Genomic DNA, 22,914 nt, shown 5'->3' with positions numbered 1-22,914 from the left:
AAGGCACCACCATGCCCAGATCCGGCTTCGGCATCATCGGCGCGCCGGTGTTGTTCATCGGCGTCCTCCAGGCCATGGAGATGACGCTCTCCCCTGCCCTCCCGCTCATCCAGCAGGACCTGTCGGCCACCCCCGGCGCGCTCGCCTGGATCTTCACCGGCTCGCTGATCACCTCGGCGATCGCCACCCCGGTCGTCGGCCGCCTGGCCGACCTGTACGACAAGCGGCGGCTGCTGCTGGCCCTGATGGCGATCAGCGGCGCCGGCATCCTGCTGGCCGCCCTGGCCCCCAGCATCACCGTGCTGATCATCGGCATGGCGATCGAGGGTGTCTGGCTGGGCGTGCTGCCGCTCACCGTGGGCCTGTTCCGCGACACCCTCGAACCCGAACGCGCCGCCACCGGCAACGGCCTGGTCATCGGCGTCGCCTCGCTGGCCGGCGCGCTCGGCCTCATCCTCGCGGGACCCGTCAGCGACGCGCTCGGCTACCGGTGGCTGTTCCTGCTCGGCCTGATCGGCACGGCGGTGGCCGCGCTCTGGGCGTGGCGCGCCGTGCCGTCCACGCCCAGGGCCGCCTCCGGGCGCGTCGACTGGCCCGGCGGCCTGCTGCTCGGCGGCGGCCTGGCCATGCTCATGCTCGGCCTGAGCCTCGCCCCTGCCTGGGGCTTGACGGCACCCGCCACGCTCGCGCTGTTCGTCGGCTCCGTGCTCACGCTCGGCCTGTGGGCCCGCGTCGAGCTGCGCTCCCCCGATCCGCTCCTGGACCTGAGGCTCCTGGCCGGACGCACCCCGGCAGGAGTGACGACCATGGGCTTCGTGTTCGGCTTCGCCTCCTTCGGGCTCGTGGTGGCCCTGCCGACCATGCTGGCCGCGCCCGTCGAGACCGGCTACGGCCTGGGCGCCAGCACCCTGTGGATCGGGATCTACCTGTTCCCGCTGGGCGTCGCGGGCACCCTGGCCGCCCCGCTGGTCGGGCCGCTGACCAGGCGGGTGGGACGGCGTGCCGTCCTGGTGTCGGGCGCCGCGCTCGTCTGCGCCGGCACCACCGTCCTCGGCCTCTGGCACTCCTCCCCCTGGCTCATCGTCGCCGGGCTCACGATCATCGGCGTCGGCGGCTCCCTCCTGCTCACGGCCGGGCTCAACGCCGTGGCCGCCGACGTGCCCGACCACGCGGCGGGGGTGAGCGGGGTGGTCTTCGTCGCCAAGAGCGTGGGAGGCACGTTCGGCGCGCAGCTCGGAGCCATGGTGCTGGCCGCCGGAGGCGCCAGCGCGTCGGCCTTCACCGGCACCTACCTGTTGTCGGCCGCGATCGGCCTGCTCGCCGTCGCCGCCGCCTTCGTCATCCCCTCCACCGCGCGAAAGGACCGCACATGGACCTCGGTCAGCTAGAGAACGTCGTCGCCGGCGTCGATCCCGGCGGCCCCGGCCTGGCCGTGGGCGTGTACGCCGACGGCAAGCTGCTGCACTGGGCCGCCAGGGGCGTGTCCACCGTCGAGTTCGGAGTGCCGATCGACTCGCGCACCCGTTTCGACATCGCCTCCATCAGCAAGCAGTTCACCGCCGCCTGCCTGCTCCTCCTGGCCGGGGAGGGCAAGCTGAGCCTGACGGACGACGTGCGCTCCCACCTGCCCGACCTGCGGCTGCAGACCCCCGTCACGCTCGGCCAGTGCCTGCGTCACACCGGCGGCCTGCCGGAGTGGTACGGCGTGCAGGGGCTGACCGGCATCCCCCTCCAAGGGCTCGACGAGGAGCACCTGATGGCGGTCCTGTCGGGCGTGCGCCGCACCGCCTTCGAGCCCGGCACCGCCTTCTCCTACTCCAACACCGGCTACGTCCTGGCCTCCGCCGTCGTGAGACGCGTCAGCGGGCAGTCCCTGGCGGACTTCGCCCGCGACCGGCTGTTCGGCCCGCTCGGCATGGACGACACCGCCTTCCGCGACGACGCCGCCGTGCCGATGCCCCGCATGGCCTTCGGCTACGACCGCGACGGCCGCCGCGCCGACACCCAGGAGAGCGTGGTCGGCGACGGCGGCGTGGTGACCAGCGTCAGCGACCTGGCGCCCTGGTTCGGCTTCCTGGCCGACGGCCGCGTGCTGGGCGCGGGCCTGCGCGAGGCGCTGCTCGAAACCGCTCCCCTGGCCGACGGCACCCCCTCGCCGTACGCCCACGGGATCTACCATCTGTCGGTGGGCGAGCTGCAGGGGTACGGCCACGCGGGCGGCATGCACGGCTACGTCGCCAACCTGCTCTACCTTCCGGGGCCCGGCCTCGGCGTGGCCGTCCTGACCAACCACAGCGGCCTGGACCCCGTCGGCCTCAGCACGCGCCTGGCCCGCGGGCTCACCGGCCAGGAACCGCAGCCCTCGCCCGCCCTCGCGGGACCGGGCGCGGGCGAGGCGGCCAGGACGGCGCTGCTCGGGCACTGGCACGATCCGGCGAGCGGATCCACCCTCACCCTCACACCGGACGAGGAGGGCATGATCCGCGTGACCGACGTGTCCGACGCCGTGGTCGCCCTCGGCTCCGACGGCCGGTGGCACGACCTGGCCGCCACCCGGCGGGCATGGCTGGCGCTGGAGGGAGAGCGCCTGATCCAGGGCGACACGCTCTCGATCCGCCCACCCGTCAGCTTCGTCCGGTGCGAAGGGCCGGGCGAGGATCCCGCACCCGAGGGCGCCTGGCTCAGCGACGAGTACGGCGTGCTCGCCGTCGTGCGGGAAGGCGTGCTGCGGGTCGGCCTGACGCTGCGGGCCCCCGTCGTGCCCGCCCCCGCCGGGGCGTGGAGCGCGGGACCGTTCACGCTGCGCCTCGACACGGACGGCGACCTGCTGATCAGCGGCTTCGGCCTGCGCGAGTCGCGCTTCACCGCCCAGCCGCCGGGCACCGCGCCTCTCGGCATCCCGCCAGGCCTGGTCTAGGCGACGGCCTCGCGGTCGCGGTGGCGTTGAACCTGACGCGTGCCCGCCCCGTCCAAGGAGGGTGAGCACACCATCGCCTGTACGGCCGGCCGACTGGCCCATGCTGCACGACCTTCCCGACGCCGCCACCGTCGACCTGAACGAGGTCTGGCCGGCGCTGCTGATGAGCGACCCCGATGTCCGCGGCATGGCGGCGGTGCGGGAGCTGGACAGGCGGGCGGGAGGGGCGGCGCGGCGGCTGCTCTTCGGAACGCGCTCCCTGTTCGACCGCGCCGACCGCGACATGCTGGTGCACGTTGTCGTGGCCGAAGGCATGCTGGAGCTCGCCGCCTGGTCTCCGGGGTGCCCGCTGAACCCCGACCGTAGCTGGTGGCTTCGGAGCACCCTGAGCGTCGAGACGGAGCTCGGGTTCGAGGGCGCCGGAGCCAACGGCGTCCATGTGCGCGGATACCGGACCACCTTCGCGGTCGGCGGGACCGACGGGGTGACCGTCTTCAGGGAGGACAACGGGGAACTGAGCGCCATCGCGGCGGCGTTCTACCTGGCCTGGGAGGGACGCCGGGCGGTTGCCGGCCGTCTGGGGTGGGCACCGGCCGAGCTGCCGTCCGAGGCACTGGAGCTGGAGGAGTTCCTCCGGCAGGCGCTGTCGCGGGTGTGGGCCTGACCGCCGACGCGGGTTATGGCCGGCCTTCCCTCGATCAGGACGGCTGACCGTGGTGTGAACGGCCGTTTCGCGGCGAGAGTCCAGGTATGGACATCGACGCCTACTGGCGAGCGGCCAACTACCTGTCCGTCGGCCAGATCTACCTCCTGGACAACCCGCTGCTCACCGAGCCGCTCAAGCCCGAGCACATCAAACCCCGCCTGCTCGGCCACTGGGGCACCACGCCAGGGCTGAACTTCTGCTTCGCCCACCTCAACCGGATCATCGCCGAGCGCGACCAGGACATGATCTACATCGCCGGCCCCGGACACGGCGGACCGGCGGCGGTGGCGCACGCGTGGCTGGAGGGCACCTACAGCGAGAAATACCCTGATATTTCAAGAGATGCGGCCGGGATGCGGCGCCTGTTCCGCCAGTTCTCCTTCCCCGGCGGCATCCCCAGCCACGCCGCGCCCGAGACGCCCGGCTCCATCCACGAGGGCGGCGAGCTCGGCTACTCCCTGGCCCACGCCTACGGCGCCGCCTTCGACAACCCCGACCTCGTCGTGGCATGCGTCATCGGCGACGGCGAGGCGGAAACCGGCCCGCTGGCCGCGAGCTGGCATTCCAACAAGTTCCTCAACCGCCACCGTGACGGGGCCGTGCTGCCGATCCTGCACCTGAACGGCTACAAGATCGCCAACCCCACCGTGCTCGCCCGCATCCCGGAGTCCGAGCTGCTCGACCTCATGCGCGGGTACGGCTACCGCCCGCACGTGGTCGGGCCCTCCCATGACGAGATGGCGGCGACGCTCGACACCGTCTTCGACGAGATCGCGGGCGACGGCCCGCCTCCCATGATCATCCTGCGCACGCCGAAGGGCTGGACGGGACCCGCCGAGGTCGACGGCCAGCGCGTCGAGGGCACCTGGCGCTCCCACCAGGTCCCCCTGGCGGGCGTGCGCGACAATCCCGAGCACCTGGCGATGCTGGAGGAGTGGATGCGCTCCTACCGGCCCGAGGAACTGTTCGACGCCGACGGGCGCCCACGGGAGAACGTGCTGCGTGCCGTACCCACCAGGACCATGAGCGGCTCACCCCACGCCAACGGCGGCGAGATCCTGCGCCCGCTGGTGCTGCCCGACTTCCGCGAACACGCCGTCGAGGTCAAGGCGCCCGCCTCCCACGAGAGCGAACCCACCCGCGCGCTCGGCGCCTTCCTGCGCGACGTGATCACCGCCAACCCCGACAGCTTCCGCCTCATGGGCCCCGACGAGACCGCCTCCAACCGGCTGCAAGCCGTCTTCGAGACCACCGACCGCACCTGGAACGCCGACCTGGAACCCGGCGACGACCACCTCTCCCCCGACGGCCGCGTCATGGAGGTCCTCAGCGAGCACCTGTGCCAGGGCTGGCTGGAGGGCTACCTGCTGACCGGCCGCCACGGCCTGTTCAACTGCTACGAGGCCTTCATCCACATCATCGACTCCATGTTCAACCAGCACGCCAAATGGCTGGACACCAGCCGCGACATCCCCTGGCGCAGACCGATCGCCTCCCTCAACTACCTGCTGTCCTCCCACGTGTGGCGCCAGGACCACAACGGCTTCTCCCACCAGGACCCCGGCTTCCTCGACGTCGTGGTCAACAAGAAGGCCTCCGTCGTGCGCGTCTACCTCCCGCCGGACGCCAACACCCTGCTCTCGGTGGGCGACCACTGCCTGCGCTCCCGCGACTACGTCAACGTGATCGTCTCCGGCAAGCAGCCGGTCCTCGACCTGTTCACCATGGACGAGGCCATCACCCACTGCACCCGCGGCCTGGGCATCATCGACTGGGCCTCCACCGACGCCGGCCAAGAGCCCGACGTCGTGCTGGCCTGCGCGGGAGACGTACCCACCCTGGAAACCCTGGCCGCCGCCGCCCTCCTGCGCGAACACCTGCCGCAGCTGAAGGTGCGCGTCGTCAACGTCGTCGACCTGATGCGGCTGCAGCCGCCGAGCGAGCACCCCCACGGACTATCGGACGCCGAGTACGACGCCCTGTTCACCGCCGACAAGCCGATCATCTTCAACTTCCACGGCTACCCGTGGCTGATCCACCGCCTCACCTACCGCCGCACCGGCCACGCCAACCTGCACGTGCGCGGCTACAAGGAGGAGGGCACCACGACCACGCCCTTCGACATGGCCATGCTCAACGACATCGACCGCTACCACCTGGTCATGGACGTCATCGACCGCGTGCCCGGCCTGGCCGTGGAGCAGGCTCACCTGCGCCAGCACATGGCCGACGCCCGCCTGCGGGCCCGCGCCCACACCAGGGAGCACGGCGAGGACGCACCCGAGATCAGGGAGTGGACATGGCCGTACTCGTCCTGAACATCGGCTCCTCGACCGTCAAATACCGCCTGGGCGCCGAGGGCGGGACGATCGACGGCCACGACGGGCTCGACGACCTGCTGCGCGGCATCCGCCCGGCGCCCGAGGCCATCGGGCACCGGGTGGTGCACGGCGGCGACCGCTTCCACGAGCCGGTGCTCGTCGACGACGACGTGATCGCCGCCATCGCCGACCTCGAACCGCTGGCCCCGTTGCACAACCCGGCCAACCTGCGCGGCGTCCTGCGCTGCCGCGAGCTGTTCCCCGGCGTGCCGCAGGTCGCCGTCTTCGACACCGCCTTCCACGCCACGCTGCCCCCCGAGGCCCGCACCTACGCCGTTCCGCGCGAGTGGGGTGTGCGCCGCTACGGCTTCCACGGCATCTCGTGCGCCTCCGTCACCCGCAGGCTGCCCGGCGTGGCCAACCTGATCGTCCTGCACCTGGGCAACGGCGCCAGCGCGACCGCGATCTCCCACGGCCGCAGCGTCGACACCTCCATGGGGCTCACTCCCCTGGAGGGCCTGGTCATGGGCTCGCGCTCCGGCGACGTCGATCCGGGCCTGGCCGGCTATCTCGCCCGCGTCAAGGGCATGGACGTCGCGACGTTCACCGACGCCCTCACGCACGAGTCGGGGCTGCGCGCGCTGGCGGGCACCGGCGACCTTCGCGAGGTACGGCAGAGCCTGGCGCTGGAGGTGTACTGCCGGGCCGTCCGCAAGTACGTGGGCGCCTACTACGCGGTCCTCGGCACCGTGGACGCGATCGTGTTCACGGGCGGGGTCGGCGAGCACGACGCGAGGGTCAGGGCGATGGCGCTGTCCGGGCTCGAACGGCTCGGCATCGCAATCGACGCCGGGCTCAACGAGCGGGACGCGCCGGAGATCTCACCGCCCGGCTCGCAGGTGAGGGTCCTGGTGATGCCCGCGGACGAGGAGGAGGAGATCACCCGCCAGACCCGTCAGGTGCTCACGCGCGTCTAACCGCCGCTCGCCGTACGCCGGTCGAGGGTCCAGGTAAGCGCCGCCGCGACCGCGACGGCGGGCAGCCATGCCACGGCCGGCCAGCCGAGCCGCAGGAGCGCGGCGGTTGTCGCCGCCCCGCCGGCCATGGCGGCCACGACGAGGAGACGGCGCAGCGCGGACACGTCGGGCCTGACCAGGTCGGCGAGCTGCCCGACGAGGGCGATGATCGCCCCCGTGACGTAGGTGGTGGCCGGTCGCCCCGCCACGCGGGCGACGACCGCGCTCTGCACGCCCATCGCCAGGCCCGCCGCGCAGATCGCCACCCAGGCGGGCAGGCCCGCGCTCACGGCGGCCGCCATCACGACGAGCAGGGCCACCTCGATGCCGAGCGCCGCCTGGGCCCGTCCCCGCCAGACCGGCCGCCGCTCGACGAGGAACGATCCCGCGAACGCCCCGGCCAGGAAGCCGCCGAGCACCAGACCGGAGTGCAGGGCGGCGGTCCCGGCCCGGCCGCCGACTGCGGTGGCCAGGAAGACGATGTTGCCCGACTGCGCCGCGGCCAGGACCTGCCCCAGGACGATCAACGTGAGGGCGTCGACCATCCCGGCCGCCGCCGCCAGCACGACGAGCAGGCCCGTCGTGCTCCTTCCTGCCATGCGTCGTCCATGCCCGTCCTGGCGGGCTTCCACGTGGGCCTTGCCGCCCTCGTGAACCAATCAGTGATCATTCGTGACTTCTCGTGAAGTGAATCAAGGGCACAACCCGTTCAACTGGACACCACGGAGAAGGCCGGAACCTCTACATGACCAGCACCGAGCCCGACGCCCTGCTGCTGAGAGCCGGGCGGTTCCTGACGCGCGGCGAGCCGTCGGCGGACCTGCACAGCATCTCCATCGTCGGCGGCAGGGAGGGCGACTCCTTCTACCGCGACCGCTGGAGCCACGACAAGGTCGTGTACTCCACGCACGGGGTGAACTGCACGGGCTCGTGCCGCTGGAAGGTGTACGTCAAGGACGGCATCATCACCTGGGAGACGCAGGCCACCGACTATCCCTCGGTGGGTCCCGACCGGCCGGAGTACGAGCCGCGCGGATGCCCGCGCGGCGCCGCCTTCTCCTGGTACACCTACTCGCCGACGCGGGTGCGATACCCGTACGTGCGCGGCGTGCTGCTGGAGATGTACCGCGAGGCCAAGGCGCGGCTGAAGGACCCGGTGCTGGCCTGGGCCGACATCCAGGCCGATCCCGAGCGCCGCCGCACCTACCAGCGGGCGCGCGGCAAGGGCGGCCTGGTGCGCGCCGAGTGGGACGAGGCCGTCGAGATCATCGCCGCCGCCCACGTGCACACGATCAAGACGCACGGGCCCGACCGGGTGATCGGTTTCTCCCCCATCCCGGCCATGTCGATGGTGTCGCACGCGACGGGCGCCCGGTTCATCGAGCTGGTCGGCGGCGCGATGGTGTCGTTCTACGACTGGTACGCCGACCTGCCGGTCGCCTCGCCGCAGGTGTTCGGCGACCAGACCGACGTGCCGGAGTCCGGCGACTGGTGGGACGCGGCCTACCTGATGATGTGGGGCTCCAACGTGCCGGTCACCCGCACGCCCGACGCGCACTGGATGGCCGAGGCCCGCTATCGCGGCCAGAAGGTCGTGGTGGTCGCGCCCGACTACGCCGACAACGCCAAGTTCGCCGACGAGTGGCTGCATCCGCACCCGGGCACCGACGGCGCGCTGGCGCTGGCGATGGGGCACGTGATCCTCAAGGAGTGCTTCGTCGATCGGGAGGTCCCCTTCTTCACCGACTACGTCAAGAAATTCACGGACCTGCCGTTTCTTGTGACGCTTCGGGAGAAGGACGGGGCGTTCGTCCCGGACAAGTTCCTGCGCGCCGGCGACCTCGGCGACACCGGCGAGGGCGCCGAGTGGAAGACGGTCGTCTGGGACGACGGCCCGAAGGTGCCCAACGGCTCGCTCGGCTTCCGCTGGAGCGAATCCGGCAAGGGCAGGTGGAACCTCGACCTCGGCGACGTCAGGCCCGTGCTCTCCCTCGACGGCGACCCCGTCGAGGTCCTGCTGCCGCGCTTCGACGAGGAGGGCATCACGCGTCGCGGGGTGCGCGCGACCCGCGTCGGCGGCCACCTCGTCACGACCGTCTTCGACCTGATGCTGGCGCAGTACGGCGTGGCCAGGCCCGGCCTTCCCGGCAGCTGGCCCGCCTCCTACGACGACGCGAGCGAGCCGGGCACGCCCGCCTGGCAGGAGATCCACACCTCGGTGCCCGCCGCCCAGGCGGTCAGGATCGCCCGCGAGTTCGCCAGGACCGCCGAGAAGACCAACGGCCGCTGCATGATCCTCATGGGCGCCGGCACCAACCACTGGTTCCACAGCGAGACGATCTACCGCACCTTCCTGGCGTTGCTGACGCTGACCGGCTGCCAGGGCCGCAACGGCGGCGGCTGGGCGCACTACGTCGGCCAGGAGAAGTGCCGCCCCTCGACCGGCTGGGCCACGCTCGCGATGGGGCTCGACTGGCACCGGCCGCCCCGCCAGATGATCGGCACCGGCTTCTACTTCCTCAACGCCGACCAGTGGCGCTACGACCAGTTCCAGGCCGACGCGCTCGCCTCGCCGCTGGCGGAAGGGCGCCTGGCGGGCATGACCGGGGCCGACTGCCTGGCGCAGGCGGCGCGGTCGGGCTGGATGCCGAGCTACCCGACCTTCGACCGCAACTCGCTCGACCTGGCCGAGGAGGCGGGCGACGATCCTGGACGTTACGTCGCCGAGGAGCTGAAGGCGGGCAGGCTCGGCTTCGCCTGCGAGGACCCGGACGCGCCGGAGAACTGGCCGCGGGTCATGACGCTGTGGCGGGCCAACCTGCTGGGCTCCTCCGCCAAGGGCGCCGAGTACTTCAGCAAGCACCTGCTGGGCACACACCACTCGCTCCGCGCCGAGGAGGCGCCCGCGGGCAGGCGTCCGCGCGACGTGAAGTGGCACGACGAGGCCCCCGAGGGCAAGCTCGACCTGCTGCTGTCGCTCGACTTCCGCATGACCTCCTCCACCCTGCTGTCGGACATCACGCTGCCCGCCGCGACCTGGTACGAGAAGCACGACCTGTCGTCGACCGACATGCACCCGTTCGTGCACTCCTTCAGCCCCGCCGTCGACCCGGCCTGGCAGGCGCGCACCGACTTCGAGACCTTCCACCGCATCGCCCAGCGCTTCTCGCAGCTGGCCGCGGGCCACCTCGACACCCGCCGCGACCTGGTGGCCACCGCGCTGCAGCACGACACGCCAGGAGAGATCAGCCAGCCGGGCGGTGTGGCCCTGGACTGGAAGCGGGGGGAGTGCGAGCCGCTGCCGGGCCGTACGATGCCGCAGATCACGGTCGTCGAGCGCGACTACACCGCCGTCGGCGCGAAGATGGCCTCGCTCGGCCCGCTGGTCGAGCAGCTCGGACTGCCGGCCAAGGGCATCACCCTGCGGCCCGACGTCGAGGTCGACAAGCTCAGGGCCCGCAACGGCGTCGACGCGGCGGGGCGTCCGCTGCTCGACACCGCCGTGAAGGCCTGCGACGCGATCCTGGCTCTGTCGGGCACGACGAACGGCCGGCTGGCCGTCCAGGGTTTCGAGACGCTCACCCAGCGCACCGGCCAGGAGATGGCGCATCTGGCCGCCGAGCAGGAGGGCAAGCTCATCACCTACCAGGACACGCTGGCCGCTCCGGTGCCGGTGATCACCTCGCCGGAGTGGTCGGGCAGCGAGGCCGGCGGGCGTCGCTACACGGCGTTCACGCTGAACACCGAGTTCCTCAAGCCGTGGCACACGCTCACCGGCCGCCAGCACTTCTTCCTCGACCATGACTGGATCCACGAGCTCGGCGAGGCGTTGCCGATCTACCGGCCGCCGCTCGACATGAACCGGCTGTTCGGCGAGCCGCGGATCGGCTCCGGCGGCCGGCGCGAGGTGACCGTGCGCTACCTCACCCCGCACAACAAGTGGTCGATCCACTCCGAGTACCAGGACAACCTGTTCATGCTGACGCTCTCGCGCGGCGGCCAGGTGATCTGGATGTCGGTGCAGGACGCCGAGGCCATCGGGGTGAAGGACAACGACTGGATCGAGGCGGTCAACCGCAACGGCGTCGTCACCGCCCGCGCGATCGTCTCCCACCGCATGCCCGAGGGCACGGTCTACATGCACCACGCGCAGGAACGCACCGTCGGCGTGCCGAAGGCCGAGACCACCGGCAAACGCGGCGGCATCCACAACTCGCTGACCCGGGTGATCCTCAAGCCGACACATCTCATCGGGGGGTACGGGCAGCTGAGCTTCTCCTTCAACTACCTCGGTCCGACCGGCAACCAGCGTGACGAGATCACCGTCATCCGCCGCCGCGACCAGAAGGTGGAGTACTGACATGCGTGTCATGGCCCAGATCGCCATGGTCATGAACCTCGACAAGTGCATCGGCTGCCACACCTGCTCGGTGACGTGCAAGCAGACGTGGACCAACCGCTCCGGCATGGAGTACGTCTGGTTCAACAACGTCGAGACCCGTCCCGGCCAGGGCTACCCGCGCCGCTGGGCCGACCAGGAGCAGTGGAAGGGCGGCTGGAAGCTCGACAGGCGCGGCCGCCTGCGCCTGCGCCAGGGCGGGCGGCTGCGCAAGCTCGCCGAGATCTTCGCCAACCCGGTGCTGCCGACGGTCCACGACTACTACGAGCCGTGGACCTACGACTACGCCAACCTGCACGAGGCCCCGCTGGGCGACGACTACCCCGGCGCGCGGCCCCGCTCCCTGCTGTCGGGCCGGCCGATGGAGATCGAGTGGAGCGCCAACTGGGACGACAACCTCGGCGGCGCGACCGAGCTCGGCCCGCAGGACCCGGTCATCCAGAAGATCCGCGAGCAGGTGGGCGAGAAGGTGCGCTTCGCCTTCGAGCAGGCCTACATGTTCTACCTGCCGCGCATCTGCGAGCACTGCCTGAACCCGGCCTGCGTGGCCGCCTGCCCCTCCGGGGCGATCTACAAGCGGGTCGAGGACGGGATCGTCCTGGTCGACCAGGACCAGTGCCGCGGCTGGCGGCAGTGCGTGACCGGCTGCCCGTACAAGAAGATCTACTTCAACCACCGCACGGGCAAGGCCGAGAAGTGCACCTTCTGCTACCCGCGTGTGGAGGTGGGGCTGCCGACCGTCTGCTCGGAGACCTGCGTGGGGCGCCTGCGCTACCTGGGGGTCATGCTCTACGACGCCGACCGGGTGACGGAGGCGGCCTCGGTCGCCGACGACAAGGACCTCTACGAGGCGCAGCTCGGCGTCTTCCTCGACCCGCACGACCCGGCCGTACGGCAGGCGGCCGCGCGTGACGGCGTGCCGCACGACTGGATCGAGGCCGCGCTCAGGTCACCCGTCCACGCGCTGATCTCCACCTACCGGGTCGCGCTGCCGCTGCACCCGGAGTACCGGACGATGCCGATGGTCTGGTACATCCCGCCGCTGTCGCCGATCGTCGAGGCCGTCGCCGAGACCGGCTTCGACGGCGAGGACGCCGACGTGCTGTTCGGCGCCATCGACACCCTGCGCATCCCGGTCGAGTACCTGGCCGAGCTGTTCAGCGCGGGCGACCCGCTGCCGGTGCAGATGTCGCTGGCCAAGCTGGCCGCGATGCGCCACCACATGCGGGCCATCAACGTGGGCGACCCGGTCGACGAGGACGTCGCCTCGGCCGTGGACCTGACCGCCCAGCAGATCCAGGACATGTACCACCTGCTGGCGATCGCCAAGTACGAGGACCGCTACGTGATCCCGACGGCCGCGGCGGGCGACGCCAGGCGCCTGGAGGAGTCGGTGATGCCCAACGAGTGCAGCGTCGGCGTCGTCGAGGGCGAGCCGGGGCCGCTCGGCGACGACTCGGGGCGCAGAAACCTGCCGATGGTCTCCCTGGAGACCTTCCACCTCACCCGCAAACGCCAGACCGCCGACCGCGAGGAGGAGCTGTGACCGGCCACCGGGAGCGCGTGCTCCACCAGGCCGCCTCGCTGCTGCTGGCCTACCCGGGCGGCGACCTCGCGCTCGTGCGCGACGCCCTGGAGGCCGCTCCCAGCAGGCCTGCCCGGCTGGTGCGGCCCTTCCTCGACTTCGCCGTACGGCTGACGCCCGCCGAGCTGGCCGCCCACTACGTCGAGGTCTTCGACTTCAACAACCGCCACAGCCTCTACCTGAGCTGGTGGCAGGACGGCGACACCCGGCGGCGCGGCGTCTCGCTGGTGGCCTTCAAGCAGGCCTACCGTGACCACGGGCTGCGCCTGTCGGGCGAGGAGCTGCCCGACTTCCTGCCGATCGTGCTGGAGTTCACCGCCGCGACGGGCGACACCTCGCTGCTGCTGGAGCACCGCCCCGGCCTGGAGCTGCTGCGCCTGGCGCTGGAAGAGGCGGGCACGCCGTACGCCCACGTGCTGGCCGCCGTCTGCGCCACCCTGCCGGGGCCGTCGCCGAAGGACCGGGCCCAGGCCCGCGCCCTGGCCCGCAGCGGGCCGCCGCGCGAGGACGTGGGCCTGCGGCCGTACGGCCACCTCGACCTGCTGCCCGTCCTGTCACCCGGGAGCACCCGATGAACACCTTCCTCTGGGGCGGCCTGCCCTACCTGGTCCTGGGCATCCTGGTGACGGGGCTGATCTGGCGCTTCCGCTACGACCAGTTCGGCTGGACCACCCGCTCGTCGGAGAGCTACGAGCGCAGGATCCTCCACATCGCCTCGCCGCTCTTCCACTACGGCATCCTGGCCGTCCTCGCCGGGCACATCATCGGGATCTTCATCCCGGCCTCGTGGACGGACGCGGCCGGCGTCAGCGACAAGACCTACCACCTGTTCTCGCTGATCGCCGGGACCGCCGCCGGGATCCTGGCGATCGTCGGCATCGTCGGGCTGGTCTACCGGCGCAGGAGGTACGCGCCGGTCTTCCGCGCCACCACCAAGAACGACAAGTTCATGTACGTCTTCCTGGTGGGCAACATCGCGCTGGGCCTGTGGGCGAAGTTGTCGCACGCCGACTACGACTACCGCTCGACCATCGGCCCGTGGGCGCGCAGCCTGTTCGTGCTGCAGCCCGACGTCGAGCTGATGACCAACGTGCCCACGGCCTTCCAGATCCACGCGCTGATCGGGATGGCGCTCTTCGCCATCCTGCCCTTCACCCGGCTGGTCCACATGTTCAGCGCCCCGGTGAAGTACCTGTTCCGCCCGTACATCGTCTACCGCAGCCGTGACCCGAAGCAGCTGGCCGAGGGCCGGACGCGGCGCGGCTGGGAATCCGTGGAGCCCTGAGCATGCGCGCACTGACCGTCGTCCCGGGCAGCGCGGGATCGCTGGCCGTCACCGACGTGCCCGACCCGGAGGCCGGCGACACCCGTCTGCTGGTCGACGCCATCGCCCTGGGCGTGTGCGGCACCGACCGCGAGATCACCGCGGGCGAGTACGGCTGGCCGCCGGAGGGGCGGGAGCGGCTCGTCCTGGGTCACGAGTCGCTCGGCCGGGTCGGCACGGCGCCGCCCGGCAGCGGCTTCTCCCCCGGCGACCTCGTCGTCGGCATCGTGCGCCATCCCGACCCGGTGCCGTGCGGGGCGTGCGCCCGCGGCGAGTGGGACATGTGCCGCAACGGCCGCTACACCGAGCACGGCATCAAGGAGGTCGACGGCTTCGGCTCCGAGCGGTGGGCGATCGAGCCCGGCCACGCGGTGCGCCTCGATCCCGGTCTCAGCGGCGTCGGCGTGCTCATGGAGCCGACGACCGTCGTCGCCAAGGCGTGGGAGCACATCGAGCGGATCAGCGAACGCGCCTGGTTCGACCCGCGGACCGTCTTGGTGACCGGCGCCGGCCCGATCGGCCTGCTGGCCGCCCTGCTCGGGCGGCAGCGCGGCCTGGACGTGCACGTACTCGATCGCGTCACCTCCGGCGTCAAGCCGCAGGTCGTCGAGGCGCTCGGCGCGACCTACCACTCGGGACCGGTGGACGAGGTCACCAGGGCGCTGCTCCCCGAGATCGTCATCGAGGCCACCGGCGCGACCCAGGTCGCCATGGAGGTCATCGCGACCAACGCGCCCGCCGGCATCGTCTGCCTGACCGGCGTCTCCCCCGCGGGCCGCCGGCTGGTGATCGACGCGGGCGCGTTCAACCGCAACCTCGTCCTGGAGAACGACGTCGTCTTCGGGTCGGTCAACGCCAACCGCCGCCACTACGAGCAGGCCGCCGAGGCCCTGGCCCGGGCCGACACCGCCTGGCTGGAGCGGCTGATCACGCGCAGGCTCCCGCTGGAGCGGGCGCACGAGGCCTTCGAGCCGGGCGACCACGACGACATCAAGGTCGTCATCGACCTCGGCGGCCGGATCGGTTAGGGCACGAAGCGGTAGCCCATGCCCGCCTCGGTGATGAAGTGGGCGGGCCGCGCCGGGTCGCGCTCCAGCTTCCTGCGCAGCTGCGCCATGTACTGGCGCAGGTAGTGCGTCTCCTTGACGTGGTGGCGTCCCCACACCTCGGTCAGCAGGTGGCGCTGGCTGACCAGCTTGCCGGGGTTGCGCAGGAGGATCTCCAGCAACCCCCACTCGGTCGGGGTCAGGCGCACCTCGCCGGAGATCGACTTGGTGTTCAGGTCGATCGTGTGGTCGCCCACCTGGATCCTGGCCAGCTCCTCCTCGTGCAGCCCCACCCTGCGGGTCACCGCCCGGATGCGGGCGAACAACTCCTCGATGTCGAAGGGCTTGGTCACGTAGTCGTCCGCTCCCGCGTCCAGCGCCTCGATCTTGTCCTGGCTGCTGAAGCGGCCGGTCAGCACGAGGATGGGGACGCCCGTCCAGCCGCGCAGGCCGTGGATGACGTCGACGCCGTCGAGGTCGGGCAGGCCGAGGTCGAGCAGGACCAGGTCGGGGTGCGACTCGGCCGCAAGGCGCAGCGCCGTGCCGCCGTCGGGGGCGACGGCGACCTCGTAGTGGCGGGCGGCGAGGTTGATGCGGAGCGCGCGCAGGATCTGCGGCTCGTCGTCGACGACGAGGATGCGCGTCATGGCTGCCTCCGGAGAGAAAGGATCATGGTGAGGCCTCCTCCTGGGGTCTCGTCGGCGACGAGCGTGCCGCCCATCGCCTCGGCGAGCCCGCGCGACAGGGCCAGGCCGAGCCCGACCCCGGTGTGGTTGTCGCGGTCGCCCAGGCGCTGGAAGGGCAGGAAGACCCGGTCGTGCGCCTCTGCCGGGATGCCGGGGCCGCGGTCGATCACGCGGATCTCCACGTGCTCGCCGTGCCGGCTCGCGGTGACCAGCACCGCGGCGCCGGGCGGGCTGTAGCGGACCGCGTTCGCCATCAGGTTGACCAGGATGCGCTCCAGCAGCGCCGGGTCGGCGACCACCTCGGGCAGGTCGAACGGGATGTCGCCGTCGATGCGGTCGCCGAGGTGGCCGAGGTCGTCGACGGCCCTGGGCACGACCTCCTCCAGCGCGGTCGGGTGCAGGACCACCCCGAGCGCCCCCGCCTGCAGCCTGCTCATGTCGAGCAGGTTCTCCACCAGCCGGTCGAGCCGTACCAGCGATTCTCCGGCGGTGGCCAGCAGTTCGCGCTCGTCCTCCTGCGACCAGTCGATCTCGGTGTTGCGCAGCGACTCGACGGCCGCCTTGGCGGAGGCGAGCGGGGAACGCAGGTCGTGGCTGACGGCGGCCAGCAGCGCCGTCCGCGTCCTGTCGGCCTCGGCCAGCGGCCCGGCCCTGTCCGCCTCCTCGCGCAGGCGCCGCTGGTGCAGCGCGACGGCGACCTCGGCGGCGAACGCCTCCAGCACCCGCCGGTCGCCGGCCTCCAGCAGCCTGCCCCGGGCGGCGAGCACCAGGTCGTCGCCGACGACGACGTCGGTGTCGCCCTGGCCAGGGCACAAGACGGGCGGCCCGCCCGAGGTCGCCAGGATGCGCCAGTGCCGCGGTGCGGCCCGGTCGTCGGGCTGGGGCGCGCCCGCGCGCTCCAGCAGGGTGACGGAGGTCAGGCCGAACGTCTCGCGCGTGCGGTCCATCAGCGTGGGCAGCGCCGCCTCGCCGCGCAGCACGTGCCCGGCGAGCGTCGACAGCAGCTCGGCGTCCGCCCCGGCCTGGGCGGCCTCTCTGGTACGGCGGGCGGCCAGGTCGACGATGGTGCTCACGGCGGCGGCCACGAGCACGAAGACGATCAGGGCCAGGAGGTTCTCCGGGTCGGCGATGGTGAACCGGCCGAGCGGCGGGGTGAAGAACCAGTTGAGCAGCAGCGACCCGCCGACGGCCGCGGTGATCGCCGGCCAGGTGCCACCGGCGAGCGCCACGGCGACCACCGCGCACAGGAAGATGAGGATCTCGCTCGGCAGCGACAGGACCTCGCGGAAGGGGCTGAGCCCGGCCGTGAGCAGCGGCATGCCGGCGACGGCCAGCACCCACCCGGCGATCCTGCGCCTGCGGGTCAGCGCCGCGCGGGAGCGGGGGCCGCGGCGGCGTCCCCTCCTGGCCTCGGCATGGGTGATCATGTGGACGTCGATGCTGCCCGAGCGCGCGGTCGTCTCGACGCCCACGCCCCGGGAGAACAGCTGGGCCAGGCGCCCCCGGCGCGAGGCGCCGAGCACCAGCTGCGTGGCGTTGACCCCGCGGGCGAAGTCGAGCAGCGCCCTGGGGACGTCGTCGCCGACGACCTGGTGGTAGGTGCCGCCCATCGACTCCACGAGGGTGCGCTGCCGGGCCAGGTCGGCCGGGTCGGCGCCCGCCAGGCCGTCGGCGCTGGTGACGTGGACGGCCAGCAGGTCGGCGCCCTTGCCGCGGTCGGCGACGCGGGCGGCCCGCCTGACGAGCGTGTCGCCCTCCGGGCCGCCGGTCAGGGCGACCACGACCCGCTCGCGCGCCTCCCAGGTGCCGCTGATGCCGTGCTCGGCGCGGTAGCGGTCGAGCTGCTGGTCGACCTTGCCCGCCACCCACAGCAGGGCCAGCTCCCGCAGGGCGGTGAGATTGCCCTCGCGGAAGTAGTTCGACAGCGCGGCGTCCACCTTCTCCGGGGCGTAGACGTTGCCGTGCGCCATGCGGCGGCGCAGCGCCTGCGGGGACATGTCGACGAGCTCGACCTGGTCGGCGCGCCGTACGACCTCGTCGGGGACGGTCTCGCGCTGCGGGATGCCGGTGATCTCCTCGACGACGTCGTTGACCGACTCCAGGTGCTGGACGTTGACGGTCGAGATCACGTCGATGCCGGCGTCGAGGAGCTCCTCGACGTCCTGCCAGCGTTTGGCGTGCTTCGAGCCCGGCACGTTGGTGTGCGCCAGCTCGTCGACCAGGGCGACCCTGGGCGCCCTGGCGATGATCGCGTCGACGTCCATCTCGGTGAAGCTCGCCCCCCGGTGCGTCAGCAGCGCGCGGGGGACGACCTCCAGGCCTTCGAGCAGCTCGGCGGTGCGGGGGCGGCCGTGGGTCTCGACCAGGCCCACGACCACGTCCCTGCCGCGCTCCCTCGCGCGGCGTCCCTCGCCGAGCATGGCGAAGGTCTTGCCGACGCCGGGGGCGGCGCCGAGGTAGACACGCAGCCGGCCCCTGGTGCTCACGGCCTCGTGTCCAGCGCGAGGTTGAGTTCGAGCACGTTGACGGCGGGTTCGCCCATGAAGCCCAGCGCCCGGCCGGTGGTGTGCCGCTCGATCAGCGCCCTGACCCCGGCCAGGTCCAGACCGCGTTCTGCGGCCACGCGCGGGGCCTGGAGCTCGGCGTAGGCCACCGAGATGTGCGGGTCCAGCCCGGAGCCGCTCGCGGTGACGGCGTCGGCGGGCACGACCGCCCTGACGTCGCCTCGGACGGGGACCGTACGGCCAGCGGCGTAGTCCTCGCCGGGCTCGGCGCACTCGACCGTCAGCCCCTCGTAGGTATCGGTGAACGGCCGGGCGGGGCAGGCCTGGTTGACGCTGACCGCCCGGTCGGGGAAGACCTTCAGCACGGCGCCGACGCCGTCGCCCGTGCAGTACGGCCGGGCGCCGCTCACGCCCTCCAGCTCGCCGACCGCCCGGGAGCGGGCGCAGACCTGGGTGAGCAGCGACGGGCGGTCGGGCGTGTCCAGCACGTCCTCGGGACCGAGGTTGCTCGCGGCGGTGGAGAGCATGTCGTAGCCGTCGCCCGCGGCGCTGGGCCGCGACTGGAAGTACTCCCTGTGGCCTTCGAAGGACTGGCCGACGAGCGCGCTGCCGACGGTCCTGCCGTCCTTCTCGATCAGCGAGCCGTTGGCCTTGCCGTGGAACAGGGCCTGGGCGACACCGGTGGTGACGAGCGGATAGACGAGGCCGAGCAGCACGGTCATGACAGCGACCGCCCGGAGCGCGGCCAGGTGCGGGCGGATCCAGGCGTTTCTCACAGCAGTCCCCCGATCAGCAGGTCGATGAGCTTGATGCCGGCGAACGGCGCGATGATGCCGCCCAGGCCGTAGAGGCCGAGGTTGCGGGACAGCAGCTTCGAGGCGCTGCTCGGCCGGTAGCGCACGCCCCGCAGGGCCAGCGGGATCAGCGCGACGATCACCAGGGCGTTGAAGACGACCGCGGCCAGGATCGCCGACTGCGGCGAGCCCAGGCGCATGATGTTGAGCGCGTCGAGACCGGGATAGACCGCCGCGAACATCGCCGGGATGATCGCGAAGTACTTGGCGATGTCGTTGGCGATCGAGAAGGTCGTCAGCGCGCCGCGCGTGATGAGCAGCTGCTTGCCGATCTCCACGATCTCGATGAGCTTGGTCGGGTTGGAGTCGAGGTCGACCATGTTGCCCGCCTCCTTGGCGGCGCTGGTCCCGGTGTTCATCGCGACACCCACGTCCGACTGGGCCAGGGCGGGGGCGTCGTTGGTGCCGTCACCCGTCATGGCGACCAGGCGGCCGCCCTCCTGCTCCTTCTTGATCAGGGCGAGCTTGTCCTCGGGTGTCGCCTCGGCCAGGAAGTCGTCGACTCCCGCCTCCTCGGCGATGGTCTTGGCGGTCAGCGGGTTGTCACCGGTGATCATGACGGTGCGGATGCCCATGCGGCGCATCTCGTCGAACCGCTCGCGCATGCCCTGCTTGACGACGTCCTTGAGGTGGACGACGCCCAGGACCCTGTCCTTCTCGGCGACCACGAGCGGGGTGCCACCGGAGGCGGAGATGCCGTCGACGACGCGGCCGACCGCCTCGTCGGGGGCGCCTACCCACGCCATCACCGCGGTGGCCGCGCCCTTGCGGATCCGGCGGCCGTCGACGTCGACCCCCGACATGCGGGTCTGGGCGGTGAACGGCACCCACGCGGCGCCCCGCAGCTCCCGCTCGCGCAGGCCGTAACTCTCCTTGGCGAAGACCACTATCGAGCGGCCCTCGGGGGTCTCGTCGGCCAGCGACGAGAGCTGGGCCGCCTCGGCGAGCTCGTGCTCGGTGACGCCCTCGGCCGGGACGAACGCGGCGGCCTGGCGGTTGCCGAGGGTGATGGTGCCGGTCTTGTCGAGCAGCAGGGTGCTCACGTCGCCTGCCGCCTCGACCGCGCGGCCCGACATGGCCAGGACGTTGCGCTGCACGAGGCGGTCCATGCCGGCGATGCCGATCGCGGACAGCAGCGCGCCGATCGTCGTCGGGATGAGGCAGACCAGCAGGCTGACCAGGACGATGCCCGACACGCCGTCGCCGGTCAGGGCGAGGGAGTCGGCGATGCCGGGGTTCTCGGCCTTGGCGTGGATGGCGAACGGCTGCATGGTGATGGTGGCGACCAGGAAGATGATCGTCAGCGCGGCCAGCAGGATGTTGAGGGCGATCTCGTTCGGCGTCTTCTGCCGGTCGGCCCCCTCGACCAGGGCGATCATGCGGTCGACGAAGCTCTCGCCGGGCTTCTGGGTGATCTTGACGACGATCTCGTCGCTCAGCACTTTCGTGCCTCCGGTGACGGCGCTCCTGTCGCCGCCCGACTCGCGGATGACCGGGGCGGACTCGCCCGTGATGGCCGACTCGTCGACGCTGGCGATGCCCTCGATCACGTCGCCGTCGCCGGGAATGATCTCCCCGGCGGCGACCACCACGACGTCGCCCTGCTGGAGCTCGGTCGCGGCGACGGTCGTGCCCGAGCGCAGCCGGGCCATGGTGTCGCGCTTGGCGGCGCGCAGGGTCGCCGCCTGCGCCTTGCCGCGGCCCTCGGCGACCGCCTCCGCCAGGTTGGCGAAGAGCACGGTCAGCCAGAGCCAGGCCACGATCGCCCAGGCGAACAGGCTCGGCTCGACGACGGCCAGGACGGTGGTGAAGACGGCCCCGGCCTCGACGATCAGCATGACCGGGTTGCGCCAGAGCGTGAACGGGTTGAGCTTCCTGAAGGCGTCGAGCAGCGACGCGACAGTGAACATCAGAGCAGTCCTTCGGCGATCGGGCCGAGCGCGAGCGCGGGCAGGAAGGTGAGCGCGACCAGGACGACGGTGACGCCGACGACCAGGCCGACGAACTGCGGCCGGTGCGTGGGCAGCGTGCCCGCCGACTCGGGGACCGGCTTCTGCGCGGCCAGCGATCCGGCCAGGGCCAGCACGAAGATGATCGGCAGGAACCGGCCGAGCACCATGCACAGGCCGAGCGCCACGTCGTACCACGGGGTGTTGACGGTGACGCCGCCGAACGCGGAGCCGTTGTTGTTGGAGGCGCTGGTGAAGGCGTAGAGGATCTCCGAGAAGCCGTGCGGGCCGTCGTTCAGCATCGCCTTGACGCCTTCCGCGTTGCCCATCGCGACCGCGGTGCCGGTCAGCACCAGGAGCGGGGTGACCAGGAAGTACAGCGAGGCCAGCTTGATCTCGCGGGCGCCGATCTTCTTGCCCAGATACTCAGGGGTGCGGCCGACCATCAGGCCGGCGACGAAGACGGTGATCACCGCAAGGATCAGCATGCCGTACAGCCCGGCTCCGACACCGCCGGGGGCGACCTCGCCGAGCATCATGTTGACCAGCGTCATCATGCCGCCGAACGGCGTGTAGCTGTCGTGGAAGGAGTTGACGGCGCCGGTGGAGGTGAGCGTGGTGGCGGCGGCGAAGGTGGCCGAGTTGGCGACGCCGAAGCGCACGTCCTTGCCCTCCATCGCGGCGCCCACCGCCTGCGGCACGGTCGCGTCGCCGGCCAGCTCGAAGACGTTGGTGAGCACGACGCTCGCGATGGCCAGGGTGGACATGACGGCGAGGATCGCGTGGCCCTGCCGCACCTGGCCGACCATGCGCCCGAACGTGCGCGTCAGGCAGATCGGGATCAGCAGGATCAGGAAGATCTCGAACCAGTTCGTCCAGGCGGTGGCGTTCTCGAAGGGGTGGGCGGAGTTGGTGTTGTAGAAGCCGCCGCCGTTGGTGCCCAGCTCCTTGATGACCTCCTGGCCGGCCACCGGGCCGCCGGTCAGGTTCTGGGTGCCGCCGACGAGGGTCTCCACCGAGTGCGGGCCCGTGAAGTTCTGCACCACGCCGCCCGCGACCAGCACCAGGGCGCCGACGAAGGCGATCGGCAGCAGGATGCGCAGGGTGCCACGGACGAGGTCGACCCAGAAGTTGCCGATGGTGTCGCTGCCCCTGCGGGCGAAGCCCCGCACCAGCGCGATGGCCACGGCCATGCCGGCACTGGCCGACACGAAGTTCTGTACGGCCAGCGCGGCCATCTGGGTGAGATGGCCCATCGTGGACTCGCCCGAGTAGGCCTGCCAGTTGGTGTTGGTCACGAAGCTGATCGCGGTGTTCCACGCGATGTGGTCGGGCACCGCGTCGAAGCCCAGGCTCAGGAGGAGCTTGTCCTGCAGCCGCTGCATGCCGTACACGAACAGGACCGAGACCACCGAGAACGCCAGCAGGGCGCGGGCGTAGCCGCCCCAGCGCTGCTCGGTGTCGGGCCGCACGCCGAGCAACCGGTAGACGCCCCGCTCGACCGCCGTGTGCTTGGCACCGCTGTAACAGCGGTACATGTGGTCGCCGAGCGGCCGGTAGACCAGGCCGAGAGCGACGATCAGGGAGAGAATGAAGATCCAGCCCAT

General features: G+C 71.6%; 16 protein-coding genes. 10 read left to right on the top strand and 6 right to left on the bottom strand.

All coding sequences use genetic code 11. The features are described from left to right. Window positions 1-11: 11 nt before the first annotated feature. The 5 genes from HNR30_RS08160 (at window position 12) to HNR30_RS08140 (ending at window position 6,921) form a co-directional block, all read left to right on the top strand. Window positions 12-1,388 carry an MFS transporter gene (locus HNR30_RS08160; RefSeq protein WP_181609139.1) on the top strand — a complete coding sequence of 459 codons (1,377 nt, stop codon included), beginning with the start codon at window positions 12-14 and terminating at the stop codon, window positions 1,386-1,388. Beyond that, entirely contained in the window at window positions 1,370-2,917 is a 1,548-nt protein-coding gene (locus HNR30_RS08155) for a serine hydrolase domain-containing protein (protein ID WP_181609138.1), read from the top strand. The genes HNR30_RS08160 and HNR30_RS08155 overlap by 19 nt, the downstream gene beginning before the upstream one ends. Before the next feature lie 61 nt (window positions 2,918-2,978). Then, the gene (locus HNR30_RS08150) at window positions 2,979-3,581 is read left to right on the top strand and encodes a hypothetical protein (RefSeq protein ID WP_181609137.1); all 603 of its coding nucleotides are present in this window, start codon (window positions 2,979-2,981) and stop codon (window positions 3,579-3,581) included. Between the two features lie 86 nt (window positions 3,582-3,667). Beyond that, window positions 3,668-5,941, top strand: coding sequence for a phosphoketolase family protein (locus HNR30_RS08145; protein ID WP_181609136.1), 2,274 nt, complete (start codon window positions 3,668-3,670; stop codon window positions 5,939-5,941). Then, window positions 5,923-6,921: an acetate/propionate family kinase gene (locus HNR30_RS08140; protein WP_181609135.1), complete on the top strand. Its 999-nt coding sequence runs from the start codon at window positions 5,923-5,925 to the stop codon at window positions 6,919-6,921. Before HNR30_RS08145 ends, HNR30_RS08140 begins: the two co-directional genes overlap by 19 nt. Here HNR30_RS08140 and HNR30_RS08135 read toward each other — a convergent pair. Further along, window positions 6,918-7,559, bottom strand: a complete 642-nt coding sequence (locus HNR30_RS08135; RefSeq protein ID WP_181609134.1) for a YoaK family protein — start codon at window positions 7,557-7,559, stop codon at window positions 6,918-6,920. The two genes, HNR30_RS08140 and HNR30_RS08135, sit on opposite strands and share 4 nt — an antisense overlap. Window positions 7,560-7,705: 146 nt before the next feature. Here HNR30_RS08135 and HNR30_RS08130 point away from each other — a divergent pair, with 146 nt between their 5' ends. The 5 genes from HNR30_RS08130 to HNR30_RS08110 are packed head-to-tail and all read left to right on the top strand — an operon-like array spanning window position 7,706 to window position 15,296. Next, the gene (locus HNR30_RS08130) at window positions 7,706-11,320 is read left to right on the top strand and encodes a nitrate reductase subunit alpha (protein WP_181609133.1); all 3,615 of its coding nucleotides are present in this window, start codon (window positions 7,706-7,708) and stop codon (window positions 11,318-11,320) included. 1 nt (window position 11,321) lies between these two features. Next, complete coding sequence (narH, locus tag HNR30_RS08125) at window positions 11,322-12,905, top strand: nitrate reductase subunit beta (protein WP_181609132.1); 1,584 nt, start codon at window positions 11,322-11,324, stop codon at window positions 12,903-12,905. Continuing rightward, window positions 12,902-13,519, top strand: a complete 618-nt coding sequence (gene narJ / locus HNR30_RS08120; protein ID WP_312894285.1) for a nitrate reductase molybdenum cofactor assembly chaperone — start codon at window positions 12,902-12,904, stop codon at window positions 13,517-13,519. The genes narH and narJ overlap by 4 nt, the downstream gene beginning before the upstream one ends. Beyond that, window positions 13,516-14,229, top strand: a complete 714-nt coding sequence (gene narI, locus HNR30_RS08115; protein ID WP_181609131.1) for a respiratory nitrate reductase subunit gamma — start codon at window positions 13,516-13,518, stop codon at window positions 14,227-14,229. The genes narJ and narI overlap by 4 nt, the downstream gene beginning before the upstream one ends. A gap of 2 nt (window positions 14,230-14,231) precedes the next feature. Next, a complete protein-coding gene (locus tag HNR30_RS08110) occupies window positions 14,232-15,296 on the top strand; it encodes a glucose 1-dehydrogenase (protein WP_181609130.1) in 1,065 nt (354 codons plus the stop codon). Here the strand turns inward: HNR30_RS08110 and HNR30_RS08105 are convergent. From HNR30_RS08105 to kdpA, 5 genes are read right to left on the bottom strand one after another with little or no spacing between them, the layout of a single operon-like run. Continuing rightward, a complete protein-coding gene (locus HNR30_RS08105; RefSeq protein WP_181609129.1) occupies window positions 15,293-15,961 on the bottom strand; it encodes a response regulator in 669 nt (222 codons plus the stop codon). The genes HNR30_RS08110 and HNR30_RS08105 overlap by 4 nt on opposite strands. Continuing rightward, window positions 15,958-18,486 (bottom strand): DUF4118 domain-containing protein, encoded by a 2,529-nt coding sequence (locus HNR30_RS08100; RefSeq protein WP_181609128.1) that lies wholly within the window; start codon window positions 18,484-18,486, stop codon window positions 15,958-15,960. Before HNR30_RS08100 ends, HNR30_RS08105 begins: the two co-directional genes overlap by 4 nt. Then, the gene (locus HNR30_RS08095; protein ID WP_181609127.1) at window positions 18,483-19,280 is read right to left on the bottom strand and encodes a potassium-transporting ATPase subunit C; all 798 of its coding nucleotides are present in this window, start codon (window positions 19,278-19,280) and stop codon (window positions 18,483-18,485) included. The genes HNR30_RS08100 and HNR30_RS08095 overlap by 4 nt, the downstream gene beginning before the upstream one ends. Beyond that, the gene (gene kdpB / locus HNR30_RS08090) at window positions 19,277-21,268 is read right to left on the bottom strand and encodes a potassium-transporting ATPase subunit KdpB (RefSeq protein WP_181609126.1); all 1,992 of its coding nucleotides are present in this window, start codon (window positions 21,266-21,268) and stop codon (window positions 19,277-19,279) included. Before kdpB ends, HNR30_RS08095 begins: the two co-directional genes overlap by 4 nt. Then, window positions 21,268-22,914: a potassium-transporting ATPase subunit KdpA gene (kdpA, locus tag HNR30_RS08085; protein WP_181609125.1), complete on the bottom strand. Its 1,647-nt coding sequence runs from the start codon at window positions 22,912-22,914 to the stop codon at window positions 21,268-21,270. Before kdpA ends, kdpB begins: the two co-directional genes overlap by 1 nt.

The organism is Nonomuraea soli (genome assembly GCF_013761175.1).
Taxonomy (GTDB): Bacteria; Actinomycetota; Actinomycetes; order Streptosporangiales; family Streptosporangiaceae; genus Nonomuraea; species Nonomuraea soli.
This window is presented reverse-complemented; position numbering and strand designations above follow the sequence as displayed.

Bases quoted from the DNA above. Each gene is read 5' to 3' on its own strand.
- HNR30_RS08160 (WP_181609139.1), top strand. From the start codon at position 12: ATGCCCAGATCCGGCTTCGGCATCATCGGCGCGCCGGTGTTGTTCATC.
- HNR30_RS08155 (WP_181609138.1), top strand. From the start codon at position 1,370: ATGGACCTCGGTCAGCTAGAGAACGTCGTCGCCGGCGTCGATCCCGGC.
- HNR30_RS08145 (WP_181609136.1), top strand. From the start codon at position 3,668: ATGGACATCGACGCCTACTGGCGAGCGGCCAACTACCTGTCCGTCGGC.
- HNR30_RS08140 (WP_181609135.1), top strand. From the start codon at position 5,923: ATGGCCGTACTCGTCCTGAACATCGGCTCCTCGACCGTCAAATACCGC.
- HNR30_RS08135 (WP_181609134.1), bottom strand. From the start codon at position 7,559: ATGGCAGGAAGGAGCACGACGGGCCTGCTCGTCGTGCTGGCGGCGGCG.
- HNR30_RS08130 (WP_181609133.1), top strand. From the start codon at position 7,706: ATGACCAGCACCGAGCCCGACGCCCTGCTGCTGAGAGCCGGGCGGTTC.
- narH (WP_181609132.1), top strand. From the start codon at position 11,322: ATGCGTGTCATGGCCCAGATCGCCATGGTCATGAACCTCGACAAGTGC.
- narI (WP_181609131.1), top strand. From the start codon at position 13,516: ATGAACACCTTCCTCTGGGGCGGCCTGCCCTACCTGGTCCTGGGCATC.
- HNR30_RS08110 (WP_181609130.1), top strand. From the start codon at position 14,232: ATGCGCGCACTGACCGTCGTCCCGGGCAGCGCGGGATCGCTGGCCGTC.
- HNR30_RS08105 (WP_181609129.1), bottom strand. From the start codon at position 15,961: ATGACGCGCATCCTCGTCGTCGACGACGAGCCGCAGATCCTGCGCGCG.
- kdpB (WP_181609126.1), bottom strand. From the start codon at position 21,268: ATGTTCACTGTCGCGTCGCTGCTCGACGCCTTCAGGAAGCTCAACCCG.
- kdpA (WP_181609125.1), bottom strand. From the start codon at position 22,914: ATGGGCTGGATCTTCATTCTCTCCCTGATCGTCGCTCTCGGCCTGGTC.